Annotated in this window: 12 protein-coding genes; 10 read left to right on the top strand and 2 right to left on the bottom strand. The window is 39.6% G+C overall.

The features are described 5' to 3' along the window. Nucleotides 1-38 precede the first annotated feature (38 nt). Nucleotides 39-500 (bottom strand): large conductance mechanosensitive channel protein MscL, encoded by a 462-nt coding sequence (gene mscL / locus KFO35_RS01385; protein ID WP_010733126.1) that lies wholly within the window; start codon nucleotides 498-500, stop codon nucleotides 39-41. A gap of 250 nt (nucleotides 501-750) precedes the next feature. Here mscL and yfmF point away from each other — a divergent pair, with 250 nt between their 5' ends. The 7 genes from yfmF (at nucleotide 751) to rny (ending at nucleotide 9,922) form a co-directional block, all read left to right on the top strand. Beyond that, nucleotides 751-2,019, top strand: a complete 1,269-nt coding sequence (gene yfmF / locus KFO35_RS01380; protein ID WP_002315878.1) for an EF-P 5-aminopentanol modification-associated protein YfmF — start codon at nucleotides 751-753, stop codon at nucleotides 2,017-2,019. Next, entirely contained in the window at nucleotides 2,012-3,298 is a 1,287-nt protein-coding gene (yfmH, locus tag KFO35_RS01375) for an EF-P 5-aminopentanol modification-associated protein YfmH (RefSeq protein WP_025477349.1), read from the top strand. The genes yfmF and yfmH overlap by 8 nt, the downstream gene beginning before the upstream one ends. A gap of 368 nt (nucleotides 3,299-3,666) precedes the next feature. Further along, nucleotides 3,667-4,590 carry a RodZ domain-containing protein gene (locus KFO35_RS01370; protein WP_156272022.1) on the top strand — a complete coding sequence of 308 codons (924 nt, stop codon included), beginning with the start codon at nucleotides 3,667-3,669 and terminating at the stop codon, nucleotides 4,588-4,590. A gap of 208 nt (nucleotides 4,591-4,798) precedes the next feature. Beyond that, the gene (gene pgsA, locus KFO35_RS01365; protein ID WP_002293081.1) at nucleotides 4,799-5,377 is read left to right on the top strand and encodes a CDP-diacylglycerol--glycerol-3-phosphate 3-phosphatidyltransferase; all 579 of its coding nucleotides are present in this window, start codon (nucleotides 4,799-4,801) and stop codon (nucleotides 5,375-5,377) included. 170 nt (nucleotides 5,378-5,547) lie between these two features. Beyond that, on the top strand, nucleotides 5,548-6,789 hold the full coding sequence (locus tag KFO35_RS01360) for a competence/damage-inducible protein A (RefSeq protein ID WP_002315881.1): 1,242 nt from the start codon (nucleotides 5,548-5,550) through the stop codon (nucleotides 6,787-6,789). A gap of 108 nt (nucleotides 6,790-6,897) precedes the next feature. Continuing rightward, a complete protein-coding gene (recA, locus tag KFO35_RS01355) occupies nucleotides 6,898-7,944 on the top strand; it encodes a recombinase RecA (protein WP_156272020.1) in 1,047 nt (348 codons plus the stop codon). A gap of 421 nt (nucleotides 7,945-8,365) precedes the next feature. Beyond that, nucleotides 8,366-9,922 carry a ribonuclease Y gene (gene rny, locus KFO35_RS01350; protein ID WP_002287336.1) on the top strand — a complete coding sequence of 519 codons (1,557 nt, stop codon included), beginning with the start codon at nucleotides 8,366-8,368 and terminating at the stop codon, nucleotides 9,920-9,922. A gap of 81 nt (nucleotides 9,923-10,003) precedes the next feature. Here the strand turns inward: rny and proC are convergent, their stop codons facing one another. Continuing rightward, the gene (proC, locus tag KFO35_RS01345) at nucleotides 10,004-10,807 is read right to left on the bottom strand and encodes a pyrroline-5-carboxylate reductase (RefSeq protein WP_002315882.1); all 804 of its coding nucleotides are present in this window, start codon (nucleotides 10,805-10,807) and stop codon (nucleotides 10,004-10,006) included. Between the two features lie 140 nt (nucleotides 10,808-10,947). On the opposite strand from proC, the gene mprF reads away from it, so the two are divergent. The 3 genes from mprF to KFO35_RS01330 all read left to right on the top strand — a co-directional run bounded on the left by mprF (nucleotide 10,948) and on the right by KFO35_RS01330 (nucleotide 15,711). Further along, nucleotides 10,948-13,521 (top strand): bifunctional lysylphosphatidylglycerol flippase/synthetase MprF, encoded by a 2,574-nt coding sequence (mprF, locus tag KFO35_RS01340; RefSeq protein WP_002315883.1) that lies wholly within the window; start codon nucleotides 10,948-10,950, stop codon nucleotides 13,519-13,521. Between the two features lie 153 nt (nucleotides 13,522-13,674). Further along, complete coding sequence (gene ispE / locus KFO35_RS01335) at nucleotides 13,675-14,526, top strand: 4-(cytidine 5'-diphospho)-2-C-methyl-D-erythritol kinase (protein WP_002315884.1); 852 nt, start codon at nucleotides 13,675-13,677, stop codon at nucleotides 14,524-14,526. A gap of 246 nt (nucleotides 14,527-14,772) precedes the next feature. Then, a complete protein-coding gene (locus KFO35_RS01330; protein ID WP_002293072.1) occupies nucleotides 14,773-15,711 on the top strand; it encodes a metal ABC transporter substrate-binding protein in 939 nt (312 codons plus the stop codon). Nucleotides 15,712-15,729 lie beyond the last annotated feature (18 nt).

The raw sequence follows: 15,729 nt of genomic DNA, 5'->3' as shown, positions 1-15,729 counted from the left end.
GACACTGAAAATCGGCTTTCTTTTTTTTAGATTCTTCATTATTTAGAAGTATCTGAAAGATTTGTTTGCTCTACCGGATGCGTATTGTCTTCTGCCACTTGTTTGGCAAGAAGATCGCGTATGTCACTAAGATAATCTTCTGCAGTAGGTGTTTCTTCCACTTCTTCTTCTGCTTCTTTGGCGCGTAAATTCTTCGCACGGTTTGCCGCTTTGACAACTAAGAATAAGACAAAACCAGTAATCAGGAATGTAATGATAGCACTAATAACGTTACCAAACGCAAATGTGACACCTTTTGTCGGCGACCAGTCAAGAATTGAAAGTGCTCCTTCTAAATCAGAAGTTCCTGTGATCATAGCGACAATCCAACCAATTAGCGGAGTGATTAATCCTTGTACCACTTGGTTTACGATACTTGTAAACGCACTCCCGATAACAACACCGACAGCAAGATCCAAGACATCACCACGCATGATGAACTCTCTGAATTCTTTGATCATGAATGACCCTCCCTTCTTTTGTATGTCTTTAGTATATCGAAAAATAAAAAATAAAAAAACGATATACGCTTTTAGCCGTCTGTCCCTTTTGATAAAAAACTTCTATGCTATACTATAAAGTGTAACATCATTTAGAAAAATCGGCGAATTGCCTGTACTTATATATTTCAAGCAGATGCATAAGTAAAAAAGGCCGATTGTCCTACTAAAAGAGTAAGAGGCAATCATCTACGAAAAGGAGCATATAAATATGGTGTATCAATTGGCAGAAGGCGTGAATCTTCATGTCTTACCAACAAAACAATACAAAACGATTCGGATTTTTATCCGTTTTACTGCACGTCTGCAACAAGAAGTCATTACAAAACGTTCACTACTCAGCAGTATGCTGGAAACAAATAGTTTGAATTATCCGGATCAGACAAAGTTAAGTGCGAAACTTGCTGAGCTTTATGGTGCAAGCTTCGGACTATCAGTAAGGAAAAAAGGGAACTTGCATTGGCTAAACGCAGGAATCAGCTTTGTGAACGGCGAATATGTCAATGATCCGAACCTTTTCTCTCAAGCGGTGGATTTTTTAAAAGAGGTTTTATTTTATCCAAATATCAAAAATCAACAGTTTGATCAGTTGACGTTTGACTTGGAAAAGAACAATCTGCGTCTCTATTTGGAAAGTTTGAAGGAAGATAAACAAACTTTTGCTTCCTATGCACTGCAAGAACTTTATTTTGAAAACAGCCCGGAACAAAAAATTCCAAGTTTAGGCGTAGTGGAAGAACTAGACAAGATTACTGCTCGTTCGCTAGCGGCTTACTATCAAGAAATGATGGCGAACGATCAAATTGACATTTTTGTTGTCGGCGATGTTGATCCGGACAAAGCAGCCGAAGCTGTTGCGCAATTACCATTTGAGCCGCGTGAAACAGCTCATCCAGAATTGTTTTATACCCAGCCTCAAGTGAATATCGTCAAGGAACGACAAGTCCGTGAGCCAATCGTTCAAGCAAAGCTGAATCTAGCTTATCAGACAAATGTGTATTATGATGAGCCAGAACGTTTTGCGCTAATGGTCTTCAACGGTTTATTTGGCGGGTTTCCTCACTCCAAACTGTTCATGAATGTGAGAGAGAAAGAAAGTCTAGCTTATTATGCCTCTAGCAGTGTGGATACATTCCGAGGGTTCATGAGTGTTCAGACCGGTATCGATGAAAAAAACCGAAATCAAGTACTTCGCCTGATTCACGAGCAATTAGAAAGCTTACGAAACGGTGAAATAACAGATTTGGAACTAGCTCAGACAAAAGCGATGCTAAGAAACCAATACCTGCTTTCTCTAGACTCTCCGCAAGCGGCAATCGAAGCTTCTTTTTTAGACAGCTGGCTGCCGGAAACAAAATTATCTGATGAAGAATGGTTGAAACGTATGGAGAGTGTAACGATCAAAGAGATACAACAAGTAGCTGAGCAAATCGAATTGCAAGCAATCTTCTTTTTAGCAGGAGGAAATGCAAATGAATAAAACAGAATATGAGCAAATCAATGAAACGCTTTATCATGAAGTACTGCCAAACGGTTTGACCGTGTATTTGTTACCTAAAAACGACTATCACAAGACATATGGTTTGTTCAGTACGAATTATGGTTCGATCGATAACGAATTTATTCCCTATGGCGAAAAAGAAAAAGTGAAAGTTCCAGATGGAATCGCTCATTTCTTAGAACACAAGCTGTTTGAAAAAGAAGACGGCGATGTCTTTCAATTATTTGGACAGCAAGGTGCTTCCGCTAATGCTTTCACGAGTTTCACGAAAACTAGTTACCTGTTCTCTACGACTGATCAGGTAGAAAAGAATCTGACGACCCTGATCGACTTCGTACAAGCACCTTACTTTACAGAAGAAACTGTAAACAAGGAAAAAGGAATCATCGGTCAGGAAATCCAAATGTATGAAGACGACCCTAACTGGCGGATGTTTTTTGGTATACTAAATAACTTGTATCCTGCACACCCGTTGCATATCGATATTGCGGGCACGGTTGAAAGTATCGACAAAATTACAGCTCAAGACTTGTATACGTGCTATCGGACGTTTTATCAGCCAAGCAATATGGTTTTATTTGTAGTTGGTAAGATGGAGCCTGAGAAATTGATGAAACTTATTCGGGAAAACCAAGAAGCAAAAAATTTCCCGCCAAAGCAAGAAATTGTACGGTATTTCCCAGAAAACACAAAAGAAATCATCAAACAAAGTGCATTGGAAGCAGCCATCACACGAGATAAATTTGTACTGGGTATTAAAGGATTAGACACATTGCCGCAAGAAGGAACAGAACTACTACGTTATAAAACAGCTATCAATCTGTTGTTTCAAATGATTTTAGGTAATACTTCTCGAAACTATCTAGCTATGTACAATCAAGGAATTATCGATGACAGCTTTGGTTTTGAATTCAGCTTGGATCGTGAATTTCACTTTGCGGACTTCAGCGGAGATACGGATGAACCAGAGAAAGCAGCAAAAAAAGTCAAAGAAATCATTCTTGGATTCGCTGATGATCCTGAAGTGTCAGAAATGAATCTCGATTTGCTGAAGAAGAAAATGCTTGGACAATATTTCCAATCATTGAATTCAATCGAATATATTGCTAATCAATTTACGCAAAGTTTATTTGGTGATCGAACATTATTTGATCTTCCTGAAATCATCGATTCGATCCAAATGAAAGACGTACTGGCAGCTGGAGAAGCATTTATAAGTGAAGAGGCCTTCAGTGAGTTTTATATGAGACCAAAATAAACCAGTATTTTATGGAGAAAAGTCTTAAATTTCGTTTTAGACTTGTAGCAGGAACCTCCTCCAAAACCAGCTTTTGTGGTATTCTTAGATGTGTTGGAAATATTAATGAGAAAATAAAACAAATCATGCTCTCTTTTAATCAACTTATATTAAAATAAAATCAAACGAAGTAATCAAAGAGGTTGTGACAGAAGTGGTCAGCTTCAAGAAATAAGAAGGAATTTATGAAAATTGCTTCTCAAATTTTTGTGATATTTCGGCTTATTGCCGAAGAAGCTACTTCTGGAACGCCGTTTATACGGTAAAAGGAGCTGTGACACGACTTTTGTCACAGCCACCAAACATAACGTCTTTCGTTGCAACAGCAGATGCTTCGGAGAATCAAACAGACTGGAGAAGATGAACGAGTGGCTTTTGAAACCATCGGAGAAAAATTACGGCAAGCACGCCTGAATAAAAAGATATCTTTAGATGAATTACAGCAGATTACAAAAATTCAAAAACGTTATTTGGAAGCAATCGACAATGATGATTTTGATCAATTGCCTGGTAAGTTTTACGTACGGGCGTTTATTAGGCAATATGCTGAAGCTGTAGGAGAAGATGGAGACCATTTAGTCGATGTTTTTGATGGAAAAAGCAAATTGACAGGATCGGTCCCTGAACGTCCGCAGCCTGAAACAGTAAGTACTTCCAGAAAAGCAATACATCAAGAAGAATCGCATCCAAGTCGTTTTTGGACAAGTCTTCCTGTCATTTTATTAGGATTGGTTGCTTTGGCGATCGTCGTTGTCGTAGGCTATATGACTTGGCAAGATCGTCAAGCTGATCCAATAATCGGCGATACAGCTTCTTCGCTCAAAGTAGAAGGATCAGTCGAGGAGTCCTCTTCCTCAGAGAAAAGCACGCAGACCCAAGAGTCTTCTACAGTAGAGTCAACAACAGAATCAAGTGAAGAAAAGAAAATGGCAATAGCTGCAGGAGAGGATTCCGGTAGTGCCATCGCAGTAAATATTACAGATGCTACCAAGCCTGTCACTCTTGAGTTTACCGCTGTCAATCGTGTGTGGATCGGTGTGCTAGTAGACAATGCTTATGTTTATCAAGGCATACTGGCAGCAAATGAAACACAAAGTACCGTGTTACCGGAAACAGCGGCCAATGCGACCATTACGATCGGTGCAGCAAGCAATGCGACGATCAAAGCGAATGGAGAATCCGTACCAGTTAATCCAGGGGAAAACAATCAGAGTCCTAAAAATGTGAACCTGACTCTCCAATACGCAGAGTGATCGTACAAATGAGTTTATTCATCTATTTACTTGTAGGCATAAAAAAGAAGGATCGTGACAAATCTGTGTCGCGGTCCTTCTTCGTTATTTCCAAAAGATCAGATTCAATAAAAATGCTCCGTTGAATAAATTCGTTCGGAAAAGTAAATAATATCGGTGGAAACTTCGCGGATAGTCACGTAGAATAGGGAAGAAAGGAGTCGATAATGTGAATTTACCAAATAAATTAACTGTACTTAGAATTTGTATGATCCCGATTTTCATTTTGGTTGTAGGATTACCGTTAGATTGGGGACAACTTAACGTAGGGGACACCACACTGGCTGTTACGCAGCTAGTAGGCGCAGTTATTTTTGCATTAGCCAGCATCACAGACTGGTTAGACGGAAAAATTGCCCGTGCACGAGGTCTTGTCACTAACTTTGGCAAGTTTGCGGACCCACTGGCAGATAAAATGCTAGTTATGACCGCTTTTATCATGTTGGTTGACCAAGGAAAGGCCCCAGGTTGGGTAGTCGCGATTATTGTCTGCCGCGAATTAGCCGTCACAGGCTTACGTTTACTACTTGTCGAACATGGAGAAGTCATGGCTGCTGCTTGGCCGGGAAAAGTCAAGACGGCTACACAAATGGTTGCTATTATCTTGCTGTTTATCAATAATATCCCATTCAATCTGATCGGTATTCCAGTAGACCAAATCATGCTTTATGCTTGTCTGATCTTTACTATCTATTCAGGTGCGGATTACTTCATCAAAAATAGCGGCGTGTTCAAAGGATCAATGTAGGTATTGTTTTGTGGATGGTCAGATTCGTCGGTTCTTGATAAAGCGAAAATAATTTGATCATATAATGAAAAAAGAACTGGGGAGAGGCTGGTCCATGGATCAGCCTTGCCCTCTTTTTAAATAAAAAAATATATAAGTACAGCGTATACTATATAAGGGAGCGGGAAGTAATGAAAGCAGAAATAATAGCTGTCGGAACAGAACTTTTACTAGGACAAGTCGTGAATACGAATGCCACTTTCTTGTCAGAACAGCTAGCTGATCTAGGTATCGAAGTTTATTATCAGACAGTCGTAGGAGATAATCAGCAGCGTTTAGAAGAGTTGATTGCTCTAGCTGAAACAAGAAGTGAACTCATACTCTTATGTGGCGGATTAGGGCCGACAGAAGATGACCTGACAAAAGAAGCAACTGCGGCTCACCTCGGTAAGTCTCTCATACAAAATACGGAAGGATACAAAAAATTATTGGCATATTTTGAAACAACCCATCGAAAAATGACCAAAAACAATCTGCAACAGTCTCAAATCATCGAAGGCGGGGTTCCTCTACCAAATCGTACAGGGCTTGCTTTAGGGACTTTTTATCAAACAGATACACATGCATATATCCTTCTTCCCGGTCCGCCTAATGAGTTGAAACCAATGTTTGTGGAACAAGTACGTCCATTACTAGAGGAACGTTTTCCTTCTGAAGAAAAACTGATTTCTAAAGTTTTGCGCTTTTATGGGATTGGTGAATCGCGACTGGTCACTGAACTAAAAGATCTGATCGAGACACAGATCAATCCAACGATCGCTCCTTATGCCAAACCAAATGAAGTGACATTGCGTCTAACAGTGAAAACAAAGGATGTTCAGGCAGGAAATCAAGCTCTTTTAGCATTGGAAGAAAAGATTCAAGAACGAGTAGGAGAATATTTTTATGGATATGGCGATGATAATTCGTTAGCAAAAGTCGTAGTGGAACTGCTGAAAGCAAACAAGCAGACTGTAACAGCGGCGGAAAGCTTGACAGCCGGTGCCTTCCAAGCCGCATTGGGCGATATTGCTGGTGTATCTGATGTATTTCCAGGCGGCTTCGTTACCTACTCGCTCCAAACAAAAGCTGGTTTTCTGGAGATTGATCCGGAGCTATTAGCAAAATATGGAACAGTCAGCAAAGAATGTGTGGAGCAGATGGCCATTCAAGCACGTGAGATAGCAAGAACAGATTACAGTGTAGCTTTCACCGGAGTGGCTGGACCGGACACATTAGAAGGTCACCCTGCAGGAACAGTATGGATCGCAATTTCATCTAAAGATGGCGTGGTTTCAGAAAAATATCACTTTGCCAGAGACCGTGCGGCTATCAGATATAATGCGGTTATGCAAGGATTTGATCTTTTGAGAAAACAGCTTTTAAGAAAATGATAAATGCGAATATTTGTTCGGTTTTTTCTTGCTTTTTATTACTAAAAACGATATGATAAGGATAATGAAATGTTGCTCTGATTTGTAAATATAAGGAGGATTATCGTATTGGCAGATGATCGTAAAGCAGCCTTAGATGCTGCACTGAAAAAAATTGAAAAGAGCTATGGTAAAGGCTCTATTATGAAATTGGGCGAAAAAATCGACCAACAAATCTCTACAATTCCAAGTGGCTCTCTTGCGTTAGATGTCGCTTTAGGTGTCGGCGGTTACCCCCGTGGACGTATCATCGAAGTATATGGACCTGAAAGTTCAGGTAAAACAACAGTGGCGCTACACGCTATTGCAGAAGTACAAAAAAATGGCGGAACGGCCGCTTTCATTGATGCTGAGCATGCGTTAGATCCGCAATATGCACAAAAATTAGGCGTGAATATCGATGAACTACTTCTTTCACAGCCTGACACAGGAGAACAAGGTCTGGAGATCGCTGATGCTTTAGTATCAAGTGGGGCTGTAGATATCGTAGTAGTCGATTCAGTTGCTGCTTTAGTTCCACGAGCAGAAATCGACGGCGAAATGGGTGACTCACATGTCGGGTTACAAGCACGTTTGATGTCTCAAGCATTGCGTAAACTCTCTGGTTCGATCAACAAAACAAAAACAATCGCTATTTTCATCAACCAAATCCGTGAAAAAGTAGGCGTGATGTTTGGGAATCCAGAAATCACTCCTGGAGGACGCGCATTGAAATTCTACGCAACGATCCGTTTAGAAGTACGTCGTGCAGAACAATTGAAACAAGGAACAGATATTGTTGGTAACCGTACAAAGATCAAAGTCGTAAAAAACAAAGTAGCACCTCCTTTCAAAATCGCTGAAGTAGATATCATGTATGGTTTAGGGATCTCACAAGAAGGAGAACTTCTAGACATGGCAGTAGAAAAAGACATCGTTGATAAAAGCGGTGCTTGGTACTCTTATAAAGAAGATCGGATTGGCCAAGGACGAGAAAATGCTAAAATCTATATGGCTAATCATCCTGAAATGATGGCAGAAGTTTCTGCTCTAGTTAGAGCAGCTTATGGCATTGGTGAAGAAGTGGCTGTCCCAGAAGATACAAAAGGCCAAGAAGAATTACCTTTAGAAGAATAATAATAAACAACATAAATAAAAACGGCTGGTCTGAAGAGTAGATACTCTCCTTGACCTGCCGTTTTTTTATTGAATAAAGAACAAAGAAATCTTGAGCTATTTAATCATACGAGTAGCTACATAAAATAAAAAATATCTATTCGACTACAAAAAGTAATTTAGTGAAAAAGTTTCTCAACTTAAAGGTTTACTTATATGAAACTAGTGTCATTTATTCTAAAAACCACCGTTTAATGAATGAACGGAAAGCCGTTTCTTTGTTTATTTAAAGTTGACACTACGGGGTACAAACATTAGAATAAAGTTGTGCATGTTTTTTGTACACATATATGCGAAGATGCATATTGACAAGTTTAGAATAATTTATCATAGAAGCTGTATAGATGATAAAAATGAAAAAGATAGTATGGAGGTGGATTTTATGGTATTCAACATTCTCCTCGCTATCATCGGTTTAATTGTCGGTCTTGGTTTAGGGTTTATGGTCGCAAAGTCACGTCACGAGAAAGAAATAGCTGGTGCACAATCATCAGCTGCTGGGATCATCGATAGTGCAAAGAAAGAAGCAGAAACTCTAAAAAAAGAAGCATTGTTAGAAGCTAAGGAAGAAAATCAGAAATACCGTTCTGAAGTTGAAAGTGAGCTGAGAGAAAGTAAGTTAGAATTAAAATCTCAAGAGAATCGTTTGATTCAACGCGAACAAACGCTGAATCGTAAAGATGACTCGTTAGAAAAACGCGAGAACTCACTTGAAAGTAAAGAAGAAGCACTTAGTTCAAAACAGCAATTAATTGAAGAGCGAGAAAAAGACGTTGAAAAAATGATTGAAGATCAACAAAAAGAACTAGAAAAAATTGCTGGTTTATCAAAAGAGGACGCACGAGATGTCATCATGAAATCGACTGAAGAAGAGCTGAATCATGAGTTAACTCTAATGGTAAAAGAATCTGAACAGCGTGCCAAAGAAGAAGCAGATCGCAAAGCGAAAAACTTATTATCATTAGCGATTCAACGCTGCGCAGCAGATCAAGTTTCAGAAACGACTGTTTCAGTCGTTACCCTTCCGAATGATGAAATGAAAGGTCGTATCATTGGACGAGAAGGTCGTAATATTCGAACGCTTGAGACGCTGACTGGTATCGATTTGATCATCGATGACACACCTGAAGCAGTTGTTCTTTCCGGATTTGATCCAATCCGAAGAGAAATCGCACGAATGACCTTGGAAAAACTGATACAAGATGGACGAATCCATCCAGCACGAATCGAAGAAATGGTCGAGAAATCTCGTAAAGAAATGGATGAACGTATTCGTGAATACGGGGAAGAAGCAGCATTTGAAGTCGGTGCCCATACACTTCATCCAGATCTAATCAAGATCATCGGACGTCTGAGATTCAGAACTAGTTACGGACAAAACGTCTTGAAGCATTCGGTCGAAGTTGCAAAATTAGCTGGTATCTTAGCAGCAGAACTTGGCGAAGATATCCAATTAGCAAAACGTGCCGGATTGCTCCATGATATTGGAAAAGCACTTGACCATGAGATTGAAGGATCTCACGTTGAGATCGGTGCGGAATTAGCTGCCAAGTACAAAGAAAACCCAGTAGTCATCAACGCAATCGCTTCTCACCATGGCGATGTGGAAGCGACTTCTGTTATCTCTGTCCTTGTAGCTGCAGCAGACGCGCTTTCTGCAGCAAGACCTGGTGCGCGAAGTGAATCATTGGAAAACTACATCCGTCGTTTAAGAAGTCTGGAAAATATTTCGAACAGCTTCGCCGGTGTAGAATCAAGTTACGCCGTTCAAGCTGGACGCGAAGTTCGGGTAATGGTCAAACCAGAAGAAATCTCGGATCTGGACGCTGTTCGTTTAGTACGCGATATCCGTAAACGAATCGAAGAAGAGCTGGATTATCCTGGACATATCAAAGTAATCGTTATTCGGGAAACTCGCGCAACTGATTATGCTAAATAAGAGTAAACAAAAAAGAAGAGTCGCGGCAAAAGCCGCAGCTCTTCTTTTTTTGTAAGGCACGAAAAAACATTGCTATCATTATTATTTATTCAACATCTCAAGATCTTTCTCGATCGTCGTATTGATTCCTTTGATGATTGCTGGGATGAATCCTGCTTCTTCTAGGGCAACTACACCGGCAACGGTCGTACCACCAGGAGAAGAAACTTGGTCTACAAGTTCCCATGGATTTTTATCACTTGAAAGGAATTTTTGACAAGAACCCATGATTGCTTTTGCAGCAATTTCAGTTGCTGTTTGTTTGGACAAACCATTTAATACACCAGTCCGTCCCATCGCATCGATCAGCATATAAATGAATGCGGGCGAGCTGCCAGCAAGTCCGATGAATGTACTGAAATCTGCTTCTGCTAAAGGATAGACGCTACCGATTGCTTCAAAAATTATCGTGGCTTGTTGAAGCTGTTCATCCGTAGCAGCTTCATTTTTGCAAATCGCAGAAACGCCTGCTCCTACGCTGACATTGACATTCGGCATCACACGTACGATGGAGGCCTGAGGATCTTCAAGCGCTGTTTCTAAATCTGTTAATGATTTTCCTGAAGCAATAGAAATGAATAAGACCTTCTGGCTGTATTCTTTTAGTTCTTTCAATACTTTTTCAATGATTTTTGGTTTCACGGCTAAAAGAACGATATCTGATTTTGATGCAACTTCCTGGTTGCTTTTGCACGCATGGACGCCAGTTTCAGCAGCGAATGTTTGTGCATTTTCAGAATGACCACTGGAAACGAACACTTCTTCTTTCGAGACTGTTCCTGTTTTCAATAAACCATCAATAATAGCTTGTGCCATATTCCCTGTACCGATAAATCCTACTTTCATGTTATCCTCTCCTTTAGCATTAGGATATCTTTCTTTTTCTATGATCGCAAGCAAAGAACAGGTCTAAAGTGGAAAAATTAAAATAAATAAGATAACATTGGGGTATAACACAAAAGTATACAAGTTAGGAATGGGAAAATGTGAAAAATAAACGATACTTGATGCTGCAATGGATAAAGGAACATAGTCTGATTTTAAAATTGATTTTTTTCGGCTCCGTGTTAGTCTTTGTGGCAAATCAAGTCGCAAATATTGCTAATGGCATGAGTTGGCAAGATATTTGGCAAAGGATGGGACAACAAAGCCATATGACGATCCTGCTCATGATTCTGGCTGGACTGCTGGGTGTCACTCCGATGTTGTTGTATGATTGGGTGACGATCAGAGTCTTAGAAAAACAAGGAAAACCAAAAATGGAAAGAAAAGAGTTTCTTCTTGCTGCGTGGGTAACAAACACGATCAACAATCTCGCCGGTTTTGGTGGTGTGGTAGGAGCAAGTCTTCGGGCTAGTTTTTATGGAAAGCAGACAAATAGGAAAATGGTTTTAGTGACTGTTTCAAAAGTCGCACTATTTATGCTGACTGGTTTGTCTGTATGGTCATTTCTTACATTTATTGATGTCTTTTTTATTCAGTCAGAAAGTATTTTTCGGAGCTATTGGATCTGGCTTTTCGGCGGTAGTTTTTTAGCGCCAGTCATTTTCTTTTTTGCTTACCTAAAGAGAAAGACCTTGTTCTCTGAGTTTTATCCAAAAGGCTTACTTGGTCTGCTACTGGCATCCTTTGGACAATGGACGGGGGCACTTGCAGTATTTCTGACTATCGGCAAGTTGATGAGAATAGATATTTCCATGTTTTCGATCTATCCTATGTTCATGATTGCGACGCTGATAGGAATGTTGACAATGGTCCCAGGTGGAATGGGGACTTTTGATGTTTTGATGATCTTAGGAATGAGTCAATTGTCTGTTCGGCAAGACGTAGCAGTAGTTTGGTTGTTATATTATCGGTTGTTTTATTATGTCCTGCCTTTTTTGACGGGACTTCTATTGTTCATCACACATACAGGAGTCAAAATCAATCGATTTTTAGATAATATACCGCGATTATTTTTCCAAAAGGTTGCGCATATCGTGCTCGTAAGTGCTGTATATTTTGCAGGGATCATGATGGTACTCCTGTCAACGATCACTAATCTGTCTGCAATCAGTCGGCTGTTTCAGGTATTATTGCCGTTCTCGTTCAACTTTTTAGACCAGACATTGAACCTATTAGTGGGCTTTTTATTGCTCGGTCTTGCTCGAGCACTTTCAGTAAAAGTCAAAAAGGCATTTCTGCCTACGATCGCTTTACTAGCTTTTGGTATTTTAAATACGATCACACGTACATTATCTTGGCAATTGTTATTGGTATATGTCTTGATTCTATTGGCTGTGTGGTTATCTAGAAAAGAATTTTATCGAACAAAATTCGTTTATTCTTGGGGAGCTATACTCTTTGATGCTAGCTTGTTCGGTTTCTTGTTTATTGTTTACGCAATTGCAGGTTATCATAGTGGACGCTTTTTAGTTGGACGGATAACAGGTAACCATTTTATTTTGTTTCCTTCAGATGATGTGTGGTTCTCAGGGCTCATTGGTTTGGGCATCTCATTGCTAGCTTTAGTGGCGCTTTATCAATACTTAGCAGAAGATCCTACGACGCTTGGCATTGAGTACGAAAAAGAACGTTTTGACCGTTTATTGGAAACATATGGAGGCACAGCTACAAGCCATCAGCTTCGCTTGCCAGGATACAGTTATTTTTATTACCAAAAAGACGACCAAGACCAAGTCGTTTTTGGCTATCAAATCAAAGGGAACAAATGCTTTGTTTTAGGAGATCCAATTGGTAATCCCAAAATGATGCGGGCAGCAACGAATCAGTTCATGAAACGAGCAGATTGTTTAGGTTATCAGCTTGCTTTTTATAAGATATCAGAAAGCTACGTAGTGATGCTTCACGAATTGGGCTTTCATTTCACGAAAGTAGGTGAAGCAGGAATTGTTGATCTAGCGACAGAAGACTTGTCTCGGCTGAGTCAGCAACTTGAATATCAACGTTTGATGAAAGAAGGATACCATTTCACTTGGTACGACCAACTACCAGAAGAATTACATCAAGCTGTAAATGAAGTTTCACAAAAATGGCTTCACGGGGCACGAGAAAAATACTTTTCTGTGGGACGATTCGATGAATCCTATGTATTGTCTAGTGGCGTCGGTATTGTCCGTAAAGATCAAAAAGTCGTAGGCTTCATCACCGCTCAACCGATGACGAAAGAACAAGCGGGGTATGATTTGCTGCGAATCTTGCCTGAAGAGCCTGAAGAATTAGCGGATTATCTATTAGCTAATTTGTTCATTGTATACGAGAAAATGGGCTATCTGGAAGCAAATCTAGGATTAGCTCCTTTAGCAAATGTTGGAGAAACAGATTTTTCTTTCTTTCAAGAAAAAGTCATGCATATCGTATATAATTATGGTAATTTTTTCTATTCCTTCCAGTCTGCTTATGAAAAGAAATTAAAATATGTCGATCATTGGGAAGGTCGCTACTTTGCATATCGTAAAGGAAGTAATTTCGGATTTGCTACCATGCAGCTGCTCAGTCTGATAGGGAAAGAAAAAGGAAATGTGCCGAGTTTGGCAGAAGAAGTGCTCACAGAATTATAAGAATCACTAGAGTTTATGTGGATTATGAAGAGAAAATTCTATGAAAGCTGTTGAAACGATGACAAAATCAACAGCTAGGCGGACATAAGCTATACTTTTATTTTTCCCTATGATAGAATACTTGCGACTTAGACTTTTCGAATGGGTGAGAGGATGGAATTGATTGAAAAAGCGCCAGCCAAGATAAATTTAGGACTGGATGTATTATATAGACGGCAAGATGGGTATCATGAGTTGGAAATGGTGATGTCGAGCGTAGACTTGGCAGATCATCTATTTTTTGAAGAAATAGCAGAAGACAAAATCATTGTAGAAACAAATAAAGCATTTTTACCGGTAGATGAGCGTAACAATGTTTATCAAGCTGCTTTATTATTAAAAAACAAATACAATATCAAAACCGGTGTCAAGATCTTTGTTAAGAAGAATATTCCAGTAGCCGCTGGATTAGGCGGAGGAAGTACAGACTGTGCAGCTGCTTTAAGAGGGCTCAACCAATTATGGAATCTAGGCTGTTCATTAGAAGAGCTAGCAGAGATTGGTTTGGAAGTTGGTACAGACGTTCCTTACTGTGTATATGGAAGTACGGCTTTTGTCGGAGGTAAAGGGGAAGAAATCCAAGTATTACCTTCTATGCCGCAGTGCTGGGTTGTGTTGGTCAAACCAAGAATGAGCGTTTCCACACGTACAGTGTTTAGGGAAGTAGATACGCAAGCTATCCAACATCAAGATATCCACGGACTTGTTGAAGCCATCCGAGAGCAAGATTATCAGCAGATGATCAAAAAAATGGGAAACAGTTTAGAAGATGTAACGGGAAACCGGCATCCAGTCATCCATCAAATCAAAGAGCGTATGGTCAAGTACGGAGCAGATGCTGCATTGATGAGTGGAAGCGGACCAACCGTTTTTGCCTTGTGCCAACATTATTCAAGAGCGCAGAGAGTATATAATGGGTTAAAGGGTTTTTGTGAAGAAGTTTATTTAGTACGAACCTTGCAATAAAAATAGAAGAAGTAAAACAGGTAAGAAAAGACTGAGGAGTCCTAAAATGGGATTCTTCAGTTTTTTTATTGTAATGAACAGCTTAAACATGAGTGTTAACTCATCCATTTTACGATTTAATCAGAATATCCATGTTTAAATCAGAAATTGATGGATTTCTATTGACGGCGTTTTTTTATTTTGATACATTAATTCACGTTGATAAATCGTAAAATTACGATTTGTTTATTTGAAAGGAGCATATAGATGAAAAAATATCTTTTGACAGCTACGGTAATGATAGGTGCTTTATTGTTTGCAGCATGTGGAAATACGAATAAGGAAGCAGATAAAAAAGAAGACTTGACGATCGTTACGACATTTTATCCGATATATGATTTTACAAAAGAGATCGTAGGGGACGAAGGAAACGTGAAACTTTTGATCCCTGCCGGAACGGAGCCTCATGATTTTGAACCAAGCGCAAAAGAAAGAGCAGAAATTTCCGATGCAGATGTTTTCGTGTATAATAGTTCAGACATGGAATTTTTCGTGGATTCGTTGAAGGATTCAGTGGACAGCAAACAGACCTTGATGATCGAAGCAGCTAAAGGAATTGACCGCTTAGAATCTCAAGAAGCAGACGAACACGAAGAATCAGAAGAAGGACATGATCATGCGCATGAATATGATCCCCATGTTTGGCTCGATCCGGTATTAGCTATAAAAGAAGTCAGAACGATTGCTGGAGAATTAGGCGAAAAATATCCAGATAAAAAGGAAATATTTACGAAGAATGCTGATGCTTATATCAAAAAGCTTGAAGCACTGGATCAAAAATACTCCGAAGAACTCAAAAATGCAACAAACCGCACATTCGTCACTCAGCATGCTGCTTTTGCCTATTTAGCGAATCAATACAACTTAGAACAAGTGGCGATTTCAGGTGTTTCGCCAGATCAGGAACCAACACCAAGCCGCTTAGCTGAACTAAAAGAATTTGTGAAGAAAAACAACATCAAAGTGATTTACTTTGAAGAAAATGCCTCTTCGAAGGTGGCAGAGACATTATCGAATGAAACGGGTGTGAAGTTAGAGGTGTTGAATCCTTTAGAAAGCTTGACCAATGAACAAATCAAAGCAGGCGAAAATTATATTTCTGTCATGGAAAAAAATCTGGAAGCTTTAAAAGAAAGTATCAATTAAGTCTAGAATGGAGGTTAT

This window comes from Enterococcus lactis (assembly GCF_015751045.1).
In the GTDB taxonomy this organism is placed as follows: domain Bacteria; phylum Bacillota; class Bacilli; order Lactobacillales; family Enterococcaceae; genus Enterococcus_B; species Enterococcus_B lactis.
The sequence above is the reverse complement of the archived record's forward strand: the minus strand, read 5'-3'. Positions and strand labels throughout refer to the sequence as shown.

Excerpts from the sequence above, each read along its gene's own strand:
- mscL (WP_010733126.1), bottom strand. The coding sequence starts at position 500 with ATGATCAAAGAATTCAGAGAGTTCATCATGCGTGGTGATGTCTTGGAT.
- yfmH (WP_025477349.1), top strand. The coding sequence starts at position 2,012 with ATGAATAAAACAGAATATGAGCAAATCAATGAAACGCTTTATCATGAA.
- proC (WP_002315882.1), bottom strand. The coding sequence starts at position 10,807 with ATGAAAGTAGGATTTATCGGTACAGGGAATATGGCACAAGCTATTATT.
- KFO35_RS01370 (WP_156272022.1), top strand. The coding sequence starts at position 3,667 with ATGCTTCGGAGAATCAAACAGACTGGAGAAGATGAACGAGTGGCTTTT.
- ispE (WP_002315884.1), top strand. The coding sequence starts at position 13,675 with ATGGAATTGATTGAAAAAGCGCCAGCCAAGATAAATTTAGGACTGGAT.
- rny (WP_002287336.1), top strand. The coding sequence starts at position 8,366 with ATGGTATTCAACATTCTCCTCGCTATCATCGGTTTAATTGTCGGTCTT.
- KFO35_RS01330 (WP_002293072.1), top strand. The coding sequence starts at position 14,773 with ATGAAAAAATATCTTTTGACAGCTACGGTAATGATAGGTGCTTTATTG.
- yfmF (WP_002315878.1), top strand. The coding sequence starts at position 751 with ATGGTGTATCAATTGGCAGAAGGCGTGAATCTTCATGTCTTACCAACA.
- KFO35_RS01360 (WP_002315881.1), top strand. The coding sequence starts at position 5,548 with ATGAAAGCAGAAATAATAGCTGTCGGAACAGAACTTTTACTAGGACAA.